The sequence below is a fragment of the Cellulomonas hominis genome, from assembly GCF_901521055.1.
GTDB lineage: Bacteria > Actinomycetota > Actinomycetes > Actinomycetales > Cellulomonadaceae > Cellulomonas > Cellulomonas endometrii.
The window spans coordinates 60,986-81,472 of sequence record NZ_CABEGA010000084.1; the positions used below are offsets into that span (position 1 = coordinate 60,986).

The 20,487-nt window shown below is 74.8% G+C and carries 19 protein-coding genes; 5 read left to right on the top strand and 14 right to left on the bottom strand.

The window, feature by feature from the left end:
• Positions 1-26: 26 nt before the first annotated feature.
• From KJP73_RS18005 to KJP73_RS18070, 14 genes are all read right to left on the bottom strand, one after another.
• The gene (locus tag KJP73_RS18005; RefSeq protein ID WP_213284251.1) at positions 27-662 is read right to left on the bottom strand and encodes a ribonuclease D; all 636 of its coding nucleotides are present in this window, start codon (positions 660-662) and stop codon (positions 27-29) included.
• A gap of 13 nt (positions 663-675) precedes the next feature.
• Positions 676-1,470: a hypothetical protein gene (locus tag KJP73_RS18010; RefSeq protein ID WP_213284252.1), complete on the bottom strand. Its 795-nt coding sequence runs from the start codon at positions 1,468-1,470 to the stop codon at positions 676-678.
• Between the two features lie 666 nt (positions 1,471-2,136).
• Positions 2,137-3,960, bottom strand: a complete 1,824-nt coding sequence (locus KJP73_RS18015) for an Ig-like domain-containing protein (protein ID WP_213284253.1) — start codon at positions 3,958-3,960, stop codon at positions 2,137-2,139.
• 146 nt (positions 3,961-4,106) lie between these two features.
• Positions 4,107-5,078, bottom strand: coding sequence for a class C sortase (locus tag KJP73_RS18020; RefSeq protein WP_213284254.1), 972 nt, complete (start codon positions 5,076-5,078; stop codon positions 4,107-4,109).
• 58 nt (positions 5,079-5,136) lie between these two features.
• The gene (locus KJP73_RS18025; protein ID WP_213284255.1) at positions 5,137-6,597 is read right to left on the bottom strand and encodes a SpaH/EbpB family LPXTG-anchored major pilin; all 1,461 of its coding nucleotides are present in this window, start codon (positions 6,595-6,597) and stop codon (positions 5,137-5,139) included.
• Positions 6,594-8,498 (bottom strand): SpaA isopeptide-forming pilin-related protein, encoded by a 1,905-nt coding sequence (locus tag KJP73_RS18030; RefSeq protein WP_213284256.1) that lies wholly within the window; start codon positions 8,496-8,498, stop codon positions 6,594-6,596. Before KJP73_RS18030 ends, KJP73_RS18025 begins: the two co-directional genes overlap by 4 nt.
• Positions 8,499-9,115: 617 nt before the next feature.
• Positions 9,116-9,703: a signal peptidase I gene (locus tag KJP73_RS18035; RefSeq protein WP_213284257.1), complete on the bottom strand. Its 588-nt coding sequence runs from the start codon at positions 9,701-9,703 to the stop codon at positions 9,116-9,118.
• A complete protein-coding gene (locus KJP73_RS18040) occupies positions 9,700-10,401 on the bottom strand; it encodes a hypothetical protein (RefSeq protein ID WP_213284258.1) in 702 nt (233 codons plus the stop codon). The genes KJP73_RS18035 and KJP73_RS18040 overlap by 4 nt, the downstream gene beginning before the upstream one ends.
• Entirely contained in the window at positions 10,398-11,849 is a 1,452-nt protein-coding gene (locus KJP73_RS18045; protein WP_213284259.1) for a hypothetical protein, read from the bottom strand. Before KJP73_RS18045 ends, KJP73_RS18040 begins: the two co-directional genes overlap by 4 nt.
• Positions 11,846-12,445 carry a hypothetical protein gene (locus tag KJP73_RS18050; RefSeq protein WP_213284260.1) on the bottom strand — a complete coding sequence of 200 codons (600 nt, stop codon included), beginning with the start codon at positions 12,443-12,445 and terminating at the stop codon, positions 11,846-11,848. Before KJP73_RS18050 ends, KJP73_RS18045 begins: the two co-directional genes overlap by 4 nt.
• Entirely contained in the window at positions 12,442-13,035 is a 594-nt protein-coding gene (locus KJP73_RS18055) for a hypothetical protein (RefSeq protein WP_213284261.1), read from the bottom strand. Before KJP73_RS18055 ends, KJP73_RS18050 begins: the two co-directional genes overlap by 4 nt.
• Entirely contained in the window at positions 13,032-13,577 is a 546-nt protein-coding gene (locus tag KJP73_RS18060; protein WP_213284262.1) for a hypothetical protein, read from the bottom strand. The genes KJP73_RS18055 and KJP73_RS18060 overlap by 4 nt, the downstream gene beginning before the upstream one ends.
• Before the next feature lie 85 nt (positions 13,578-13,662).
• Complete coding sequence (locus tag KJP73_RS18065) at positions 13,663-14,334, bottom strand: hypothetical protein (RefSeq protein ID WP_213284263.1); 672 nt, start codon at positions 14,332-14,334, stop codon at positions 13,663-13,665.
• 304 nt (positions 14,335-14,638) lie between these two features.
• Positions 14,639-15,268 carry an acyltransferase gene (locus tag KJP73_RS18070; RefSeq protein ID WP_213284264.1) on the bottom strand — a complete coding sequence of 210 codons (630 nt, stop codon included), beginning with the start codon at positions 15,266-15,268 and terminating at the stop codon, positions 14,639-14,641.
• Positions 15,269-15,428: 160 nt separating this feature from the next.
• Here KJP73_RS18070 and KJP73_RS18075 point away from each other — a divergent pair, with 160 nt between their 5' ends.
• From KJP73_RS18075 to KJP73_RS18095, 5 genes are read left to right on the top strand one after another with little or no spacing between them, the layout of a single operon-like run.
• Positions 15,429-16,526 carry a Gfo/Idh/MocA family protein gene (locus tag KJP73_RS18075; RefSeq protein ID WP_213284265.1) on the top strand — a complete coding sequence of 366 codons (1,098 nt, stop codon included), beginning with the start codon at positions 15,429-15,431 and terminating at the stop codon, positions 16,524-16,526.
• A complete protein-coding gene (locus KJP73_RS18080) occupies positions 16,523-17,539 on the top strand; it encodes an NAD-dependent epimerase/dehydratase family protein (RefSeq protein WP_213284266.1) in 1,017 nt (338 codons plus the stop codon). The genes KJP73_RS18075 and KJP73_RS18080 overlap by 4 nt, the downstream gene beginning before the upstream one ends.
• On the top strand, positions 17,536-18,672 hold the full coding sequence (locus KJP73_RS18085; protein WP_249669522.1) for a DegT/DnrJ/EryC1/StrS family aminotransferase: 1,137 nt from the start codon (positions 17,536-17,538) through the stop codon (positions 18,670-18,672). Before KJP73_RS18080 ends, KJP73_RS18085 begins: the two co-directional genes overlap by 4 nt.
• Positions 18,669-19,379 (top strand): NeuD/PglB/VioB family sugar acetyltransferase, encoded by a 711-nt coding sequence (locus KJP73_RS18090; RefSeq protein WP_213284267.1) that lies wholly within the window; start codon positions 18,669-18,671, stop codon positions 19,377-19,379. Before KJP73_RS18085 ends, KJP73_RS18090 begins: the two co-directional genes overlap by 4 nt.
• Positions 19,376-20,479 carry a DegT/DnrJ/EryC1/StrS family aminotransferase gene (locus KJP73_RS18095; protein ID WP_349628346.1) on the top strand — a complete coding sequence of 368 codons (1,104 nt, stop codon included), beginning with the start codon at positions 19,376-19,378 and terminating at the stop codon, positions 20,477-20,479. The genes KJP73_RS18090 and KJP73_RS18095 overlap by 4 nt, the downstream gene beginning before the upstream one ends.
• Positions 20,480-20,487: the final 8 nt, after the last annotated feature.

Sequence of the window (20,487 nt, forward strand, 5' to 3'; positions counted from 1 at the left end):
CTCCGGTCTGTCGGGAACCCGAAGCCTCAGTACTGGAAGACGTCGCCGACACCGAGGGTGTCGAGCTTCGCTCGTGTTGGCAGGTACTCGAACGACGCCTCAAGCATGTCGGTGACCCCCCCTTGTGTGACCGCTCGTCCCCGAAGTTCGGTGAGGAGCGGGACGAGGTAGCGCACGTCGTTCGCGGCATACGCGAGTTGCTCACGGGAGAGGTCGTGGGCCGACCAGTCCGATACCTGCTGCGTCTTGTCGATCGCCACCCCGAGCAGGCGCTTCAGGGTCGGCTTGAGCGAGTACATCTCGCTGGCAAGGCCCGGCTCCACGATCTTCGCCGCCACCTTGGTGCACGCGATGGATGCCGGCGCGACCTGCCAGGTTCGAACCAGGAAGCGCAGGTCGAACGGTGCGTGATGGAAGACCTTGGTGACGGTGCCGTCCGAGAGAAGGTCGATCAGGCGCTCGGGCCGGTCGCCGTGACCTACCTGGACGATGGCTACCGAAGAGTCGGTCGCCAGCTGGATAGTGCGGATCTGGTCGCTCCGCCAGTTCAGGCCCGTCGTCTCGATGTCGCATCCGATCGACTCGACCGTTCGCGCGTGCTCGAGCCAGTCATCGTCGATGTCGGCACGCCGCACCACGACGTCTTGCTTGATCGCGGCCATGTGGGGCTGCCTCCTACCGAATAGTGCTCTGGTCGCAGATGGCGTCGATCTCCTGTCGCACGAAGGAGAACAGTTCACCGCCTGCCAGCACCCAGGTTGGCACAGAGGTCCGACGTTCCCGACCGTGCGAGTACAACGTGAGCACCGCTCGACCGTCGAAGCGGTAGGCGCTGAACAGCGCGTCACCTGCTCTGACGTACACCTCGACGACTCCTCCGCCGGGCTGAGCGAGCGACTTGTACTCGATGATCGCCTCGTTGATCTTGGCCACGACCGACTCCGGGGTGGTGTCGAAGCGTTGGGCGAGATTGCTCATCGTCTGCGGGTCGTCCGGGTCCGGAAGGAACACCCGGATGCGGGAGTCCTTCGCTCTCGCGACGCGTTCGAGACGTTGGCGGTGCGTGTTGCGCCACGTGTTCGCGTAGGCCACGACGATGTCGATGTGGGCTGCACCTTCGAAGAGGTCGCTCCACTCGACGTCGTCGAGGTACTGGTCGGTCACGCGCGTGATCCCGGACTCGACGACGTCAGCGGAGAGCTTCGCCTTCGCGAGCACCTCCGTCGCGAAGGATCGCCGCCCGAACAGGTCCCACACGACCGTGAGCAAGCCGGACGCGACGAGCAGCCCACCGACCTGGCCCAGGAACGCCTCCCAGATCCCCTCCGCCCAGCCCTGCACCGACAGGTACATGAGCACGAGCCCGACGACCAAGATCGCAGCCGCGATCAGGACCGTCGCGAGGGAGGTCACTTTGCTCTCGATGGGCTGCCGCTTCCTGCGCACGTCCTGAACGTAGAGCGGACGCATCCGCGGTGGCGTGAGCCGCGCCGGACGTAGAGGAGTGGTGGCGGGCTGCGGCCTCTTCGCGCAGCCCACCACCACCGATCACCCCTTGCCGAGCGTGGAGCCGGCCCTCGACTTCGCGCCCTTGCTTGAACTGCTTGACGCGAGCGTCGCACCAGCCTCTTTGCCCAGGAGTCCGGCGCGTTGGCGCAGTTCGTCGTGGCGACCCGCAGGCTCCTTCTCCCTGGGATCGACGATCCGCGGTCACTCCATCGCAGTCGTCTGGAGGAGGACTTCCCCTCGAGGGGTCAGTCCGTAGAAGCGAAGGATGACGCTCGCGTTCGATGCGGGTCCAGATGACCGCGCCGAACGCGCAGAGACAGGGAGCGTCCCTGACCCCAGTCCGTGACCCCAACGCAGGCTGTCCCTACCTGTCCACACTCGTCCGGTGGTTCAGAGCTAGCTGACGCCTCCACTGCTGTGGACGCGCGTGGACGCGCTCGATCGACGAGCACGTTAGCTGGGGGTCAAGGGGTCGCAGGTTCAAATCCTGTCAGCCCGACAGATGCAGGAGCAGGTGAGAGGCCGTTTCCGGGAGACCGGGGGCGGCGTGCCGTTCCCCGGTCCGTCGTCGGGACGGCGAGCGCGTGCCCGGTGAGCGCGCGCCCGGAGTGCGCGCGCTCAGGCGGGTCAGCGCGTGCCCGGGCGGGTCCGCCGTCCGCGCAGGCGCAGCGCCGCGAGGCCCGCACCCACGAGCGCGGCAGCGGAGCCGAGCAGCGCGAGCACCTCGGCGCCCGTGGCGGCGAGCGGGCGTGCCGCCACGGCCGGGGTCGCGGCGGACGGCGCCAGGACGACCGCGACGGGCGCGGCCGGCAGCGGCACGGCGGGGGCGGGAACGGCGGGGGCCGGCGCCGCGGTGTCCACCGCGAACGGCGCCGACAGCACCGCACCGACCCCGGGGTTGCCGGCCGCGTCGGTGATCCCCGGCAGGTCGAGCCCGACGACGACCGCCGCCGCCGACACGCCCGCGTCGGGGGTGAACGTCGCGGTCCAGGTCGTGCCGCCGTCGGCGGTGGCCAGGGCCGAGAGGGAGCCGCGGGTGGCGGTGAGGTCGGCGAGGGTCAGCGTGGTGACCGGCTCGGAGAACGTGACGGTCAGCGTCGTGGGACCGGTGACGCGCGCCGCGGCGAGGGCGAGGGTCGCGGTCGGTGCGACGGTGTCGACCGTGAACGACGCCGAGGGGGTGACGCCCGAGCCGACGTTCCCCAGACCGTCGACCACGCCGGTCAGGTCGACACGCACGGACGCCGTCGTGGTCTCGGTGTTCGCGTCTGGGGTGAACGTCGCCGTCCACACCTGCCCGTCGGCCGTGCTGAGGGCGCTGACGGTGCCGCCGGTGACCACCAGGTCGGCGGCCGAGAACCCCGCGACCGGCTCCGAGAACGTGATCGTGGCCGGCGTGCTCTCGCCGATGCCGAGGACGGGGTCCGCCACAGCGACCGTCGCGGTCGGTCGGCGGGTGTCGACGGCGTAGGGGCCGGAGCTGACGGTGCCGACGCCGGCGTTGCCGGCCGCGTTCAGCACCCCGGTGAGGTCCAGGGTGAGGACGCGTCCCGCGGCCTCGACGCCGGACGCCGGGGTGAACGTGGTCGTCCACGTGACCCCGCCGTCGGTGCTGCCCACCGGGGTGATCGTGCCGTCGAGGACGGTGAGGTCGGCGTTCGTGAAGCCGGAGACGGCGCCGGTGAACGAGATGGTCACCGTGCTGGTCTCGCCGGCCCGCAGAGCGGTGTCCGCCAGCATGACGGTCGCGGTCGGCCGCACGGTGCGCACGGCGTAGGAGTTGGAGGTCGTCGTGCCGGTCCCGCCGTTGCCGGCGAGGTCGATCACGCCGGAGCTCGTGAGCGTCACGACGTTCGTCGGGTCGTCGACATCGGCGGCGGGCGTCAGCTCGGAGGTCCACGTGAGCCCGCCGTCGGCGCTGGACGGCCAGCTCACCGTCCCGTTGGCGACGACGAGGTCGCCGCGGTCCAGCGACGTGACGCGCTCCGAGAAGGTGATGGTGACCAGCGACGTCTCGCCTGCCTGGAGCGTCGTGTCCGCGACGACCACCGACGCCGTCGGACGCAGGGTGTCGATGGCGACCGTCGCCGAGGACGTCCCCGTCCCCGGTGTGCCGAGGCCGTCCGCGACCCCCGAGTGGTCGACCGTGGCGCTGCCCGTCGTGGCGTCGAGGTTCGCGGTCGGCGTGAAGGTCGCGGTGTAGACGATGTTGTCGCTCGTCGTCAGGTTGCTCATCGTGCCGCCGCTGACCACGACGTCCGCGAGCGTGAACCCGGTCACGGCCTCGGAGAACGTCATGGTGACCGTCGTGGTCTCCCCGATGGTGAGCTGCGTGTCGGCGAAGGTCACGGCGGCCGTGGGGCTCGCGGCGAGCGCGGGGGACGCGGCCGGGAGCAGCGGCGCACCGACGAGGGCGAGCGTGAGGGTCACGACGGCAGGTCGACGGCGCATCGAGCGGTCCCCGTTCGGGTCGGCAGGTGGACCCGGTCGGGTGCGGCGGCCTGCGGTCGGAACGGTATGTCACCGCAGGCCAGCACGGCGGGAACGTCCCCCGGACGGACCAACGTCCTACGGCGCGCGCGTCGCGGAGGTCGTGGTCAGGTGCGGCCCCTAGGACGGGCGCGGGTGCGGGGACGGGAGCCGTCGACGTGGCGCGGGCGGCGGCGCGACCCCCGGTGCAGCGCGACGGCGAGCAGCGTGGCGCCGGCCGCCCCAGCGGCGAGCAGCACGGCCCACCACGGGAACCCCGCCGTCACGCCGGTGCCCGGGATCGTCCCGCCCTGCGGGGCGTCGGTGGCGTCCCCCGTGACGCGGTGCGCCTGGACGAGCAGCCGGTGGGTGTTGACGCCGATCGGGGTGCAGGTGACGAGCGTGACCAGGTCCTCGCCCTCGACGACGCGCAGCGCGGAGGCGTCGTCGGGCAGGACGGTGAGGACCTCGTCGACCTCGTAGGTCAGCGTCTCGCCGGCGACGTCCACCGTGAACGTGTCGCCGAGGCCGAGCGCGCCGAGGTCGTCGAACATCGTGGCGTCGACCAGGCCGGAGTGGCCGGTGAGCACCGCGTGCGTGCCCGGTCCCCCGACGGGCAGGGAGGTCCCGAACAGGTGGCCGAGCCCCTCGGCGAGCGTCTGGGCGGACGTCCCGTGCCGGATCGGCAGGTCGACGTCGATGGCGGGGATCCGCAGGCGCGCCATGACACCGTCGTCCCCGAGCCGGAGCTGCTGGTCGTAGCGGTCGGTCTCCCCGCGGGCGGCCTGCTGCTCCCCGGTGGGCCCCAGGGTGTAGGGGTCGCGCAGCGGTCCGCGGGGGAGGTCGGCGTTGTACTCCCGGGCCTCGGTGAGCAGCGTGCGCCGGGCGACGTCGGGCAGCTCGGCGACCGCGTCGACGTAGCCGGTGACCTCGCGCTCGTGGGCGCGGTCGGTGAACCAGCGGGCCGCGGTGGGGTAGACGAGCACGGCGACCCCGGCGAATGCGAGGACGCCGACGACGACGGCCTGCCACCTGCCGGGGCGGCGTCGGGGCGGGGCGACGGTGGCAGGGCGGCGGGCGTGGGCGCGGGGTCTCAGCATCGGCGTGCAGCGCGGCACGGGCCGGGGACGGTGCGTCCCCGGCCCGCGCCGGTGCTGATCAGGCTCCGACGGTGACCCGCTGCCTGCGCGAGCGCAGGGCGAGCAGCGTCGCGCCGACGACGAGCAGCGCCCCGGCGAACCCGAACAGGGCCGTCCCGGCCGCACCCGTCAGCGGGAGCGTGAAGCCGCCGTTGCCGGCGACGTTCTCGACGGTGAGGTCGATCGCGGTGTCCACGTCGTCGACGGTGAACTCGATCGGGGCGGCGAGCAGCTCGTAGCCGTCCGGCGCCTTGACCTCGGCCACCCAGTAGGACTGGTAGCCGGGCTGACCTGGGGCGACTGCGACGCCGTCGGCCCACCCGGAGTACCGCAGGCCCGAGATGGTCAGCAGGCCGTCGCCGTCCGTGGTCCAGGAGCTGACGCCGTCGATGCTGAGCGCACCGGTCTGAGCGCGGGCGGCCTGCTCCGTGAGGTAGACGCGGAACTCCGCGTCGGGCAGGAGGACGGTGTCGTCCTCGCCGTCGACCTTCTGCAGCGTGAGGTTGCCCCACTTGGTGACGACCTCGGGCGTGACGATCGGGCCGCCGGGCTCACCCGGGGTGATCGTGAAGCTCGGCAGGTTCGGGTACACGGCCGCCTCGTTGAGGATCTCACCGGCGGTGAGGACCGTGGTGGTGAGGACGACCTGGACCTGCGCGTCGGGGTTCGCCGCGAGGGTGAGCAGGCCGGCCGGCGTGAACCGCACGGTGACGGTCCCGGCGTCGTGGGTGACGGTGTAGTCGCCGGCGTCGAGCGCCGGGCCGCCGGCCAGGGTCACGGTGGCGCTCTCGTACCGCAGCGCCGCCGCGAGCTGGTCGACGACCTGGTAGCCGTCGATGACCGCGAGGTCGGGGATGTCGCCCGTGATCGTGAACTCGACGGTGTCGCCGATCGTGGTGCCCTCGCTGTCGTCGACCGTCTTGGTGGACGTCGTCACCGAGTTCTTCGGGTAGACGTGCACGTCGTACAGCCAGGTGTCCAGGTTCGTCGGGTCCGTGAGCGGGACGGTGACGAGGAACGGGGCCGACGGCGTGACGCCCGCCGGGTACACCGTCTCCGTCACGAGGTACACGCCCAGGGGGAGGTTCCCCGCGGTGGCCGTGCCACCGCCGGCGGTCGTGACGGTCGTCGAGTGGCCACCCAGGTCGCCACGGGCAGCCGCGGGCGTGAGGCCCTCGAGGGCCGACCAGCCGGCGTTCGTGGTGAGGTCGTACTGCGCCGGGTCGACCTGCTGGACGGTGAACTGCACGCCGTCCATCGGCTCCAGGCCACCGAGCTGCTGCGGCGTGAGCAGCGTGCCGTCGTGCGGCAGCTGCGTCGGGTCGTCCGGCTGCTCGTACTTGTGGATCGTGATCGAGCCGCGCTGCGCGGGGTCGATCACGGGTGCCGCGGTGGCCGGACCCGCGGCGAGGGCGAGCATCGCGATGCCCGTCCCGGCCGCGAGGACCGCCCGTCCACCGGGGAGGTGTCGTGCCTTCATGCGTCGTTCCTGCTTCCTTGTGGGGTGGTGCGACGGACGCGACGCGTCCGCACGGTGGTGAGGGTCAGCGCGGCTGCGAGCAGCACGGCGCCGGCCACGGTGAGCACCCCCGGGCCCGTCCCGCCGGCCTCCGGCAGGGCGTAGCTCGGGACGTCGTGCACGGTGAGCAGGTCGCCGTCCGCCGTGACCTGCGGGGCCGATGCCGGGTCGGTGAGCGACACCTGCGAGTCGGCGGAGACGGTGAACCGCACGGGCTCGGCGAGCAGGGCGAACCCGTCGGGCGCGACCGTCTCGCGCAGCCAGTAGGTGCCCGGGACGAGCTCCGCGATCTCGAAGGTGCCCGTCGCGGTCTCGACGGCGTCGGCGAGCGCGTCGCCCGCCCGGCCGTCGTCGTCGGCCAGCACCTCGAAGCCGGACCCCGCCATCCGGACGACCTCGCCGTCGGCGCTCTCGCCCACCTTGGCCACGCGGACGGTGACCTCCGGCGCGGGCGTGTTGGTGACCGCGCAGGTGTAGGGGTGGTTCTCGGCGGGGACGAACGTCCACCCGTCGTCGGCGGGCTGCGTCGGCGCCGGCGCGCCGGTGGAGTCGTCGACGCACGTCAGGCTCCCCTGGTACCGGCCGGCGGGGCTCGCCGAGCCCGGTGCCGCCGCCTCGGTGATCGTGTATGTGTCGCCGCGGCGGACCTGCACCGGGGAGCTGGACGCGGTGGTCGCGGTGCCCGCGGTCGTGGTCGAGGCGACCGTCGCGCCGCCGGGGTCGGCGGCGTGCACGGTGAACTGGTCCCGCGCGTCCACCCGCTCCGGGACGTCCTTGCGCACCGCGAGCGTCGGCGCCTCGACCGTCGTGGTCGCCGTGGCGGAGTTGTTCGCGGTGTTCATGTCGACGTCCGCGCCGGAGACGCGTGCGGTGTTGGTCAGCACGGTGCCCGCCGCGTGGGGCGCCGTCCCGCGCAGGGTGATCGTGGGGGAGGTCTGACCGTGGCCGAGGGCCGGGACGGTCGGCGCCTGGCGCTGCGTGCACGACAGGTCGGCCCACGTGTCGACGGTGCGGTTCTGGGTCGCGGTGCAGGACTCGGGGGCCTGCGCGCACACGAGGTCGCGTCCGCGGAGCTCGCAACCGGGCGGAGCGCCGACGAGGGTCGCGTCGGTGACCTCGGCGGGCACTGCGTCCTGGACGACGAAGCCGTGTGAGTCCGCCGGCCCGTTGTTGACGACCGCGAGGTCCCAGGTCGCCGTGCCGTCGGCGTCGACAGCGGCCGGCGCGCCCTTCTGCATGGCGAGGTCCGCGCGCGGGACCTCGATGTCGATGCCGAGTCCACCCACGGGTGCGAGGCCACCGTCGTACGTCCCGAAGAGCTGGGTGAGCCGCTCGTACACCGTGGTGTCGATCGTGATCGAGTCGACCAGTCCGCTGAGCCGCAGCCTGACCGCCGCGGCGTTGCCGTCGCCGCAGCTCCGCGTCCGCCAGTCGTCCTGCGCGAGCGTGACCACGTTGTCCGCGAAGCCGCCGGCGGGGTTCGTGCTGTTCAGGAACGTCACGTCGGCCGTGGCCGGCACCGCGCCGTTGACGGCGCGGACGGTCGCCTCCGGCCAGGCGTGCACGCAGCTCTCGGTGGAGCCCCACTCGCCGAAGATGCCGCGAGCTCCGCCGGCGATGCCGACCCGGAGAACGGGGTTCGCGACCTTCCGCGGGAGCGTGATCGTCACCGTGCTGGTGCCGCACGCGTACACGAGGCCCACCGTCCTGCGGTCGGTGATGCAGCCCGGGGTCAGCGAGGACACCAAGGGGAAAGCCCGGGCCTGCTGCCCGTCGTCCGCCGGCTCGACCACCTGCCCCGGCGCGCTGTAGCGGATCTCGCCGAACGGCGCGCCGTTGCCGGGCAGGCGAGTGGTCGCCACGGTGCCGCTCGCGGTCCAGCCGCCGATCCGCGCGTAGCCGACGACGTCAACCGCCTGAGCCGGCCCGGCGCCCGCGGTCGAGGTCGTCAGGGTGAGGAGCGCCAGGACGATCGCCGCGCGGAGTGCGCGGGCGAGCGGTGGCCGAGGCCGGCGACCGCCTGGGCGCTGGGCCCCGGAGGACATCTCCATGGCTGAATCCGCTCTGTGCCGCACCCGTGGCCCGGCCCGAGGCGCGCGCCACAGAGTGGAGGCAGCGACCGGGAGGAGGTGGCACAGGGTCGGCGAGTCGACGTGAGGGGGGGCGGCACGCGTTCGGCCCGGTCGGCCGGCATCCGCGGCGTGCGCGGAGTGCGGTGCGGACCGGGCGCGGGACCGGCGCGTCAGGAGCTGTGCTCTCGCGCTGCGGGCCCCGGTTCATCCGGCGCGCACCCATCAGGTGCTACCCATAACTCTGCAAGAGCAGGGCCGCAGAAGGCAGGACCAAGGTCCCACTCAGAGTGCAGGAGGGATGCGCGACCTGCAGCGACGCCGCGGATTCGTGCGACCTCGACTCGCGCCGGCACGGTCTCGTGGATCCGCGGCGGTCGAGACCGCCGCGGGTCGGTCCACGGTGGCGCTCAGGCGTGAGTGCGACGTCCGGTCGGGTACGTGGCGAGCGCGGTGAGGACGAGCAGCCCCGCGACGACCGCCACGATGTTCTGCTGGAGGGCCGCTACGGCGCGGCCCACGTGCGGGAACGAGCCCAGGACCTGCCCGACCTCGGTGACGGTGTAGGGCAGGGCGTCCGGCTCGGTGTTCGCGTCGCCCTGGAGCCGCAGGGTCCTCGCCGAGCCGTCGGCGGCGGGGGCGGCCTCGATGACGCGGTGCGTGACCAGCCCGTCGCCGTCGGTGCGCGGCACGGTCACGACGTCGCCGACCTCGACCGACCCGGCGGGCACGGTACGGGCGACCGTGAGGGCCCCCACCGGGATCCCGGGCGCCATCGAGCCGGACACGACGATGGCCGGGCGGATGCCCATCGCGACGCACACGACCACCGCGACGATCGACAGCACGCCGAGCAGCGCGGCGACGTTGAGGAGCACCTGCTGGGCGCGCCGGGCCACCCGCCGCGCGAGACGGGCCCGGGGGCGCGGCGCGGCGGTGGCGACGCGCAGGTCGCGCCGGGTCGGCCGTGCGGGAGCGGGTGCTGCGAGCTGTGTCATGAGGTCGTCTCCGTCGAGGTCGCGTCGAACCGGATCGTCAGGCTGGCCTGACCGCCGTTCAGGGCCGAGGTGGCGGGTACGTCGAGCAGGTGGACGCGGACGGTGACCGCCGTGGCGGAGCCGTCGGCGCCGGCGATCCACAGGGACCCGTGCGTCACGGGGGGAGCGCCGCGCGCCGCGAGGGCCGCGAGGCCGGCGGGAGCGCCGAGCGGGCCCCCGTCCTGCGGCCGCCCGGCGGGGCCGCCCAGGAGCACCTGGCCGTCGGCGTCCAGGAGCGTGACGCGGAGGTGCGGCGTGATGTCGGGGGTGCCGGGCACCGGGACGGCTCCGACCCGTGCGATGAGGGCGGCCGACAGGGCGGGGTGGTTGTTGGCGACCTGGACCGTCGCCTCGACGGTGCGGCCGGGCACGAGCGCGTCGGCGCCTGGGAGCTTCAGCGGCAGCGCCGTGCCCGGGGCGGCGTCGTGGGCGGCGCCGGCTGCGTCGACCAGGACGAGGTCGAAGGGGTCGGCGGACCCGACGCCCCCGGTGCCGACGCCGAGCCGTGCCGCGTCGGTGGGGGTGGCTGCCGTCGTGGCGGTGCCGAACGCCATCCCGGCGGCGAGGCCCAGGGCCAGGACGACGGCGATGCCGACGGTCTGACGCCGGGTGGGCCGACGGCGGGCGCGTGCGCGGGGCGGCGCGACGTGGCGGCTCATGCCGTCGCCGCCCGCGTGCCCGGCATGACCAGCGTGGTGAGGCCCGCGGCCGGGACGGTGGGGGTGGTGGTCGTCGCGAAGCCGTTGCGGACGGCGCGATGGTTGTTGGTGCTGGTGAGCCCGTCAGTGCTGCCGCCCCACAGGACGATCGTGCCGTCGGCGCGCAGTGCCGCACCGGAGTAGCCGAACCCGGCGACCGCCTCGACCTGCCCGAGCGCGGTGAGCCGGGTCGGCGTGCGGATGTTCGCGGTCGACGCCGCCCCGGTGGTGGGGTGCGGGCCGGTGCCCATCGAGTAGCGGCCGTACACGTAGACGTAGCCGTCGGTGCCGTGCACGAGCACGTAGTCCTGCGTGGTGGCGACCGAGACGGCGCCCACACCGGCACCGAGGTCGGCGCGCGTCGGCGTGTTGTTCACCGCGAAGCTCCCCGAAGGGCGGCCGGTGCCCCACTGGGCGCCGGTGCCCCACGTGAGCAGGGCCCCGTCGGCGAGCACCGCCTGGTTGCCGTAGTAGTGCCCCGTGAGCGAGCGGATGCCGCACGTGTCCTCGGGCGAGCCGGCCACCACCCCGACGGCCTCGCAGCCGGAGGTCGTGTAGGCGGACAGCGCGGCGGACCGGGTCGGGGCTCCCAGGAAGGTGCCCTTGTTGTCGCCGGACGGGTCGCCGGCGAACGAGGCGAGGTTGGCCGCGCCCCACCACAGCACGCCTGCGGAGGGGTCGCCCGCGACGGTGTTGCCGCGGATGGCCCAGCCGTTCCACACGCCGGCGCCGATGGAGTGCACGCCGGTGAGGATCCGCGTCGGCGTGGCGCTCGAGGCGGTGAGGGTGCCCTGGCCGGTCGCACCGCGGGCCTGCGCGTCGCCCCAGGTGTACAGGTCGCCGGTGGAGGTCAGGGCCATGTACACCGACGCGGAGGACACCAGGTCGACGACCGTGCCGGGGATCGCGACCTGGCCGGGCCGGTTGAACGGCACGGCCCCGGTGCGGCCCATGATGTGGTTGACCTGGCTGCCGCCCCACGTGTAGACCCGGCCGTCGTCGGAGAGCGCGGCGAGCCCGAGGTGGTGCTCGCCGAGCGCGAAGAAGTTGTCCAGGCTCGTGCCCGCGACCTTGATCGCGCTGCGCCGCGCGGACGGGTGCCCGTCGGACGGCAGTGTGAGCAGGGTGACCGGGGCGTCGTTCGCCACCGTCTGCTGGCCGGTGCCGGAGAGCCCGAAGCCGCGGTTCCCCCAGATGGCGATCGTCCCGTCGTCCTGCACCGCGGTGGCCGTGCCGACGATGTACGTCTGCTGCGGCACGAACCGCGTGGTGGGCGCGTCGAACACCTCCGTCGTCGCGGCGGCCCGGTCGGTGTAGGCGGCCGTGGTGGTGCCGACGGTGACGACGGCGCCGATGGTGACGAGCGTGGCGAGAGCGGCCAGCGCGCGGCGGGTGCCGGTGCGGCTCATGACTCCTCCTCGGAGCGGGTGCGGCGGCGGGCGGCGAGCAGGAGGGCCCCCATGCCGACGAGCACGGCGGCGAGGGCGGCGGCGACGAGCTGCGGCCCGGTGACGGCCAGGTCACCGGTCACCGCGACGGGCCCGGGCGCGAGGCCCGGACCGTCCTGCGTGGCGATCAGGCGCAGGGTGAGGGTGAGGCCGGCGCCCTGGACGTCGTCGCCGGCGGTCGCGGGGAGCGCGGCGGTGCCGTGCAGCGTGACGGGCTCCTCGTGCAGGCTGCCCAGCGCGATGGGGGACGCGGAGAGCGCGGCGGCGGTGCCCTCGGCGAGGACGGTCCCGGTGGCGTCGGCGAGGGTCAGCGTCAGCGCGTCGGGTCCCGTCGCCAGGGGGCCGGCGCCCTCGACGACGAGCGCGAGCTCCACCGGGTCCGACGACGTGGGCCGCGCGGTGACGTCGAACGACGTGGTGTGCCCCGGGTACGGGACCTCCAGCCGGGCGGTGGAGGTGGTGCCCTCGACGAGGGTGGTCTCCGCGTCCGGCCCGGTGCCCGTCAGCGCGAGCGTCCCGGCGAGGGCGAGCGCGAGCCCCGCGGTGATCGTGCTCATGAGGTGCTCCCGTCGAGCTGCAGGCCCAGGACCATCGCGCGGCCGTAGTGGTACGGGTTGCCGACGGCGTCGGGCAGGGTCACCGACACCTGGACGGTCCGGACGACGCCGGTCTCCCAGCCGTCGATCCGCACGGGCGCGAGCTCCGCCGCGGGGACCGCGCTGACGACCGGGGTGCCGTCCACCGTCACCGTGAACAGCGCGACGTCGTAGGGGTCGGCGCCCGGACCGGGCACGCCGGGGTCGGCGGGGAGCGGCGCGCGGCGGGCGTTGGTGAGGCTCAGGACGACCGGGCCGGTCGCGGGGGTGGTCGTGACGGCGTCGACCTCGACCGCGGGCGCGCCGCCGGGGCCGGGGACGACCGTGGTGAGCACCAGCGGCGCGGGGTCGCCCTGCACGACCGTGCCCTCGGCGTCGACCAGGGCGATGTCGTAGGAGCCGCCCACGGTCCCGAGGTCGGCCTCGGCCGCGTCGGTGAAGGCCGCGGAGGTGACGACGGTGCCCAGCGCGACGGCGACGACGGCGGCCACGCCGCCCAGGGCGAGCGCGCGGCGCCGGACCGGCCCGCGGTGCGCGCGGTGGCGGCTCATCGGCTCGTCCCCTCGACGACCAGCTGGACGCCGGTGCGGGCACCGGACCAGCCGGCGCCGTCGGGGGTGGTCACCCGCACGTCGAGCACCCGCTCGTCCGCGGCGTCGGGCGCCACCAGGTCCGGCAGTGCCACCCGCAGCGACGACGCGGGGCCCGAGGCGAGCGTCCGGCCGGACTCGCTGACGGTGACGTCCAGCGCGCCGAAGACGTCCCCCGCTGCGGGGTCCGGGTCGGCGAGCGATACCACGACGGCGGCGGGGGCGCCCGAGACGTTGCGGACCGCCACGCGGAGGTCGAGCGCTGCGCCCGGCTCCAGCACGTCGTCGGCCAGGCCGAGGGTCCAGGTCCCCGTGGTGGGGCGCCAGTCCGACGGCGCGGGCTCCCAGCCGGGGCTCGTGCTGCCGGCGACCTCGAGGGCGAACGTCACGCCGTCGAACTCGATCCGGACGTCGTCGGTGCGCACCACCTGGGCGGCCGTGATGCCGACGAGCAGGCACAGCGGCAGTGCTCGGGCAGCGGTGCGGAGGGACGGCGGGCGCATCGGGGCCTTTCTCGGCTGGGGGGGACGTGCGAGGGACGGCGGCCGGGCGTCGTCAGGACGCCCGGCCGACCGTGGGGGTGCTGGGTCAGACGGACGAGCCGTCGAGGCGCGCCTGGAGGAACGCGCCCTTGCCGCTCAGGGAGTTGTCGTCGTACGACGCCTCCGACTGCTCCTGCGTCAGCAGGCGCACCGAGAGGGTGACGGTGCTCTCCTCGTCGGCGCCGAGGGTGTTGAGCTCCAGGGCCGCGACCTCCGCGAACGTGAGGTCCTGGGTGAGCACCGGGGCCGCGTCGAGGGCGGTGGCCGGCATGGCCACGTCGAAGCGGAGGCTCGCCAGGTAGTCCGCGTCGGTGACGCGCCCGTTGCCGGCGTCGTCCGCGAGCTGCTCGAGGCTGAGCCTCAGCGAGGAGTCGAAGGTCGCGGAGTCGTTGCGCACGGGGATCGTGACGCTGACCGGGTCGGAGCCCGGGAACACCGCGTCGGCGCCCGACAGCGCGATCGGCACGCCGGCGGGCGCGTCGGCCTCCTGCCAGCCGGGGACGAACTCGCCCGCGGCGTCGGTGGCGCCGACCTGGATGTTGTACGAGCTCTCGGCGCCGCCGATGCCGTTCGCGCCGATGTTGAGGCGCGCGATGTCGGTGAACGCGGCGGCGGTCGCGAGTGCGGCGACGCCGGCGAGCGCGCCCCAGGCGACGAACGCCTTGCGGCGGCGGTTGCGGTCGTCGACGGGCTGCGTGGTCGTGATGTGGGTGCTCATCGTGCCCTTTCCGGGCGCAGGCCTCGACGGAGCCGAGGCGGGGTGGGGGAACACGTCCAGTGCAGCGGAGGTCCACCACTCAGCCGTGGGTGAGCCCGCTCACACGCAGCGCGTGGTGGGATCCGGCGCGGGGCTCGCGGGCGCCTGCCCACGCAGGGCACGGACCTCGGCACGCTCGGGCGGAAACGGGGGAGAACGGGCTGCGGGCCGCGCGATTGAGTGGTGACAGCGCGGCCACTGAGTGGTGACGGTGGTCGAGTAGGTGGTGCCGCTGAGTGGTATGCGCGCTGCTACTCCGCCGTCATCACGGCGCCGGCCGCAGCCTGCCGTCGGCCTCCGTGAACTCCTCGCCGGTCGCCTGGCAGCGCCACCGGCCGGGCCCGGCGGGTGCCAGCCGCTCGCCGGTCCGGCCGACCCACGCCACCCACCGGGCCGGGGAGCCGACGACGAGCGCGAAGTCGGGCACGTCGCGCGTCACCACGGACCCGGCCCCGACCAGCGCCCAGCGGCCCACCACGACCGGCGCGACGCACACGGCCCGCGCGCCGACGGACGCACCCTCGCGGACGATCACGCCGACGGCGTGCCAGTCGTCGGCGGTCTTGAGCGAGCCGTCCGGGTTGACCGCCCGGGGGAGCAGGTCGTTGGTGAGCACCACGGCCGGCCCGACGAACACGCCGTCCTCGAGGACCGCCGGCTCGTAGACCAGGGCGTGGTTCTGGATCTTGCACCGGTCGCCGACGCGCACCCCGGGGCCGACGTACGCCCCGCGCCCGATGACGCACTGCGCGCCGACGACGGCGTCCTCCCGGACCTGCGCGAGGTGCCAGACCCGGGTGCCGGGGCCGACCGTGGCGCGGGCGTCGACGTCGGCGCCGGGCGCGATCTGCGGGGACGGGAGGGCGCTCCCGGTGGCCGCGGCGGCGTCGTCCATGCGGGCTCCCGGTGCTCGGGGGGCTCCCGGCGGGGGACGCGTCGGGGATGAGCCGGACCCTACGGCCGCCCGGGCCCGCCCGTCGAGTGGGTGAAATGTCCCGATTTGCGTGACATGTCCGTTTCGGGTGACCACGCTGGCGCTGTCGAAGGAGGCCGTCATGACGGATCCGCTCCGGGTCGCGGTGATCGGCGCAGGGTACTGGGGCCCGAACCTGGCACGGAACTTCCGCGCGGCCCCCGGCTGGGACCTCGTGGCGGTCTGCGACCTCGACGAGGGACGCGCCCGCCACGTCGCCGGGCCGCGCAGCACCGTCGACGTCCTGACCTCCACCGACGCGCTGCTCGCCCGGGACGACGTCGACGCGGTGGCCGTCGCCACGCCGGCCGCGACCCACGTCGGCCTGGTGCTGGCCGCGCTGGACGCCGGCAAGCACGTGCTGGTCGAGAAGCCCATCGCGCACGACGGCGCCGCCGCTCGCCGCATGGTCGCCCGGGCCGCCGAGGTCGACCGGGTGCTCATGGTCGACCACACGTTCTGCTACACCGCGCCGGTGCGCAAGATCCGGGAGCTGGTCGCCGACGGGTCGCTCGGGGACATCCAGTACGTCGACTCGGTGCGGATCAACCTGGGCATCGTGCAGCCGGACGTCGACGTGTTCTGGGACCTGGCGCCGCACGACCTGTCGGTCCTCGACTTCGTGCTGCCCGGCGGGCTGCTGCCGACCGGGGTCGCGGCGCAGGGCGGGGACCCGCTGCACGTCGGGCACGCCTGCGTGGGGTACCTGACGCTGCCGCTGCCCGGCGGCGCGATCGCGCACGTGCACGTCAACTGGCTGAGCCCGACCAAGATCCGGCGGATGGTCGTCGGGGGCAGCCGGCGCACGCTGGTCTGGGACGACCTCGCGCCGCAGCAGCGGCTCACCGTCTACGACCGGGGCGTCGACCTCGGGCAGAGCCTGCCGGACCGCACCGAGGCGACGGTGTCGTACCGGATCGGCGACGCGTGGGCGCCGGCGCTGCAGGAGCGCGAGGCGCTGTCGGTGATGGTGGCCGAGCTGGGCGCCGCGATCCGCGAGCACCGGGCGCCGCAGACCGACGGGCACGCCGGGCTGCGCGTGCTGGACGTGCTGGAGTCGGCGTCGCTGAGCCTGGCCGACGGCGGCCGGACGGTGCCGGTGGTGCGGCAGCCGGTCGTCACGCAGCCGGTCGTCACGCAGCCGGCCGCGCTGCCCGTGGGCCCGGGGGTCGCGTCGTGACGGCGCTGGACGGCACCCGCGTCCTGGTCACCGGCGGCGCGGGGACGATCGGCTCGACGGTCGTCGACCAGGTGCTCGCGGCGGGTGCGGGGCACGTCGTCGTGCTGGACAACCTGGTGCGCGGGCGGCGGGACAACCTCGCGGCGGCGCTGGCCACCGGCCGGGTGGAGCTCGTCGAGGGGGACATCCGCGACCGGGACACGGTGCACGACCTGGTGCGCGGCCAGGACGTGGTGTTCCACCAGGCCGCGATCCGGATCACGCAGTGCGCCGAGGAGCCGCGCCTCGCGCTTGAGGTGCTGGTCGACGGGACGTTCACCGTGCTGGAGGCGGCCGCGGAGCACCGGGTCGGCAAGCTCGTCGCGGCGTCGAGCGCGTCGGTGTACGGGCTGGCCGAGGAGTTCCCGACCGGCGAGCGGCACCACCACCACAACAACGACACGTTCTACGGCGCCGCGAAGTCGTTCAACGAGGGCATGGCGCGCAGCTTCCGGGCGATGTCGGGGCTCGACTACGTGCTGCTGCGGTACTTCAACGTCTACGGGCCGCGGATGGATGTGCACGGGCTGTACACCGAGGTGCTGGTGCGCTGGATGGAGCGGATCGCCGACGGGCTGCCGCCGCTGGTGTTCGGGGACGGCCTGCAGACGATGGACTTCGTGTTCGCCGGCGACGTCGCGCGCGCGAACCTGCTGGCCGCCGGCTCGGACGTCGTCGAGGGCGTCTACAACGTGGCGAGCGGCACGGAGACCAGCCTGCTGGGTCTGGCCGAGGCGCTGCTGCGGGCCATGGGGAGCGACCTGCCCGTCGAGCACGGACCGGAGCGCGCGGTCAACGGCGTGGCGCGCCGGCTCGCGGACACGTCCGCCGCGCGCCGCGACCTCGGGTTCGAGGCGCGGGTCGGGCTGGAGGACGGGCTGCGGGAGCTGGTGGCCTGGTGGCGGCCGCAGCGCGAGGCGGTCGCGGCCGGGCGTGCGGGCGCGGGGACCGGCGCGCGGGCGGTGGCGCGATGAGCCGCATCCACGTCATGCAGCCGTGGCTCGGCGCGGAGGAGGTCGCCGCGGTCACGGAGGTGCTGGAGTCCGGGTGGGTCGCCCAGGGCCCGCGGGTGGCGGCGTTCGAGGACGCGTTCGCCCGCGCGCAGGGCGCCGAGCACGCGGTCGCCGTGTCCTCGTGCACGGCGGCGCTGCACCTCGCGCTCGTGGTGGCGGGGGTCGGGCCGGGCGACGACGTGGTGGTGCCGTCGTTCTCGTTCATCGCGACGACCAACGCCGTGGTCTACGTGGGCGCGCGGCCGGTGTTCGCGGACGTGGACGCCGCGACCGGCAACCTCACGGCCGCGACGGTCGAGGCCGTGCTCACCGACCGCACGCGCGCGGTGATCGCGGTCGACCAGGGCGGCGTGCCGGTGGACCTGGACGCGATCCGCGCGGTGACGGACCCACGCGGGGTGGTCGTGGTCGAGGACGCCGCGTGCGCCGCGGGCTCGACCTACCGGGGCCGGCCGGTGGGGGAGCGCGCCGAGATCGCGACTTGGTCGTTCCACCCCCGCAAGATCCTCACGACCGGTGAGGGCGGGATGGTCACGACGTCGCGGTCCGACTGGGCGGCCCGCGCGCGCCGGCTGCGCGAGCACGCGATGAGCGTGTCCGCCGCCGACCGGCACGCCAGCGTGCTGGCCCCGGCCGAGGAGTACGCCGAGGTGGGCTTCAACTACCGGATGACGGACCTGCAGGCGGCGGTGGGGCTGGTGCAGCTGGGCCGGCTGCCCGAGGCGGTGGACCGGCGCCGGTCGCTGGGTGCGGTGTACGCGAAGCAGCTCGCCGAGGTGCCGGGGCTCCGGCCCGTGGCGGACCCGCCCTGGGGCACGTCGAACTTCCAGTCCTACTGGGTCGAGGTGGCGCCCGGCTTCCCGATGGGACGCGACGCGCTGCTCGCCCACCTGGCCGCCGCGGACATCTCCGCCCGCCGGGGCATCATGGCCGCGCACCGTCAGCCGGCGTACGGGTCCGGCGACCACGGACCCGCCGCGCTCCCCGTCACCGAGCGCCTCACGGACGGGACGCTGATCCTGCCGCTGTTCCACCGGATGTCGGAGTCGGAGCAGGCCCGCGTGGTCGACGCCCTGCGATCGGCGGCCCGGTGAGCGCCGCCGGTCGGCCGCTGGTGCTCGTCGGGGCGAGCGGCCTGGCCCGCGAGGTGGTCGCGGTGGCCCGGCAGCGCGGCGCCCTGGAGGTGGCGGGCGTGGTCGACGACGACCCGGAGCGGGCCGGGGAGGACCTGGACGGGGTGCCCGTGCTCGGCGCGCCGGACGTGCTGGCGCGGCGCACGGACGTCGACGTGCTGGTCTGCGTCGGGCACGGCTCCGCGCGCGCCGCGCTGGTCGGGCGACTGGCCGCGCTCGGCGTCGGCGCGGACCGGTACGCGACGGTCGTGCACCCGTCGGCCGAGGTCCCCCGGGGGTGCACGGTGGGCGCCGGGTCGGTGCTGCTCGCGGGCGTCGTCCTGACCGCCGGGGTGCGGGTGGGGGCGCACGTGGTCCTGATGCCGCACGTGACGCTGACCCACGGCGACCGCGTCCAGGACTTCGCGACCCTGGCCGCCGGGGTGTCGCTCGGCGGCGGCGTGGTGGTCGGCGAGCGGGCGTACCTCGGGATGAACGCGGCGGTGCGGGAGCGCGTGCGGGTGGGGGCGGGGGCGACCCTCGGGATGGGCGCGGCGCTGCTGACCGACCTGCCTGACGGCGAGACGTGGGCGGGGGTCCCCGCGCGCCCGGTGCGCGGCGCGTCTGCCGGCGACGGGGCGGCGGGGCGCCGGACCGGGTCCCTCGGTGAGAGGCCGGTGGCGGTGTGAGGATCCCGCTGGTCGACCTGGCCGCGCAGCAGGCGGAGGTGGAGACGGAGGTGCGCGCGGGCCTCGACGAGGTGTTCGCGACGACGGCGTTCATCGGCGGGCCCGCGGTCGCGCGCTTCGAGCAGGCGTACGCCGCCGCGGCCGGGGTGCAGCACTGCGTGGGCGTCGCGAACGGCACCGACGCGCTGGAGCTGGCGCTGCGTGCGGTCGGCGTCGGACCCGGCGACGAGGTCGTGCTGCCCGCCAACACCTTCGTCGCCACGGCCGAGGCGGTGTCCCGGATCGGTGCGGTGCCCGTGCCGGTCGACGTCGACCCCCGGTACCTGCTCATGGACCCCGCCGCGGCGCGCGCGGCGGTCGGGCCCCGGACCGGGGCGGTCGTCCCCGTGCACCTGTTCGGGCAGGTGGCGCCGGTGGAGGAGCTGGCGAAGACCGCCGCCGACGCCGGGGTGCCGCTGGTCGAGGACGCGGCGCAGTCCCACGGCGCCCGGCGGCACGGCCGGCCGGCGGGGAGCGCCGGGCTCGCCGCGGCCACCAGCTTCTACCCCGGCAAGAACCTCGGTGCGGCCGGGGACGCGGGGGCGGTCACGACCGACGACGCGGACGTCGCGCGGACGGTGCGCGTGCTGGCCGCGCACGGCAGCGCGCGCAAGTACGACCACGAGGTCGTCGGGATGAACTCACGGCTCGACACCGTCCAGGCCGTGGTGCTGGAGGCCAAGCTCCGCCGGCTGGAGGCGTGGAACGCGCGCCGGCGGGCCGCGGCCGCGACGTACACGGAGCTGCTGCGGGACGTCCCGGGCGTGCGGACCCCGGCCAGCGCCGACGGCAACGAGGACGTCTGGCACCTGTACGTGGTGCAGGTCGACGACCGCGACCGGGTGCTGACCGCCCTGCACGCGGCGGGGATCGGCGCGGGCGTGCACTACCCGACGCCGGTGCACCTGACCGGCGCGTACCGGCACCTCGGGCTCGGGCCGGGGGCGTTCCCGGTCGCCGAGGCGGCCGCCCGCCGGATCCTGTCCCTGCCGCTGCACCCGCACCTCACGCCGCAGCAGCAGCACCGGGTGGTCGACGCCCTGCGGCGCGCGGTCGCGTGAACGGGCGG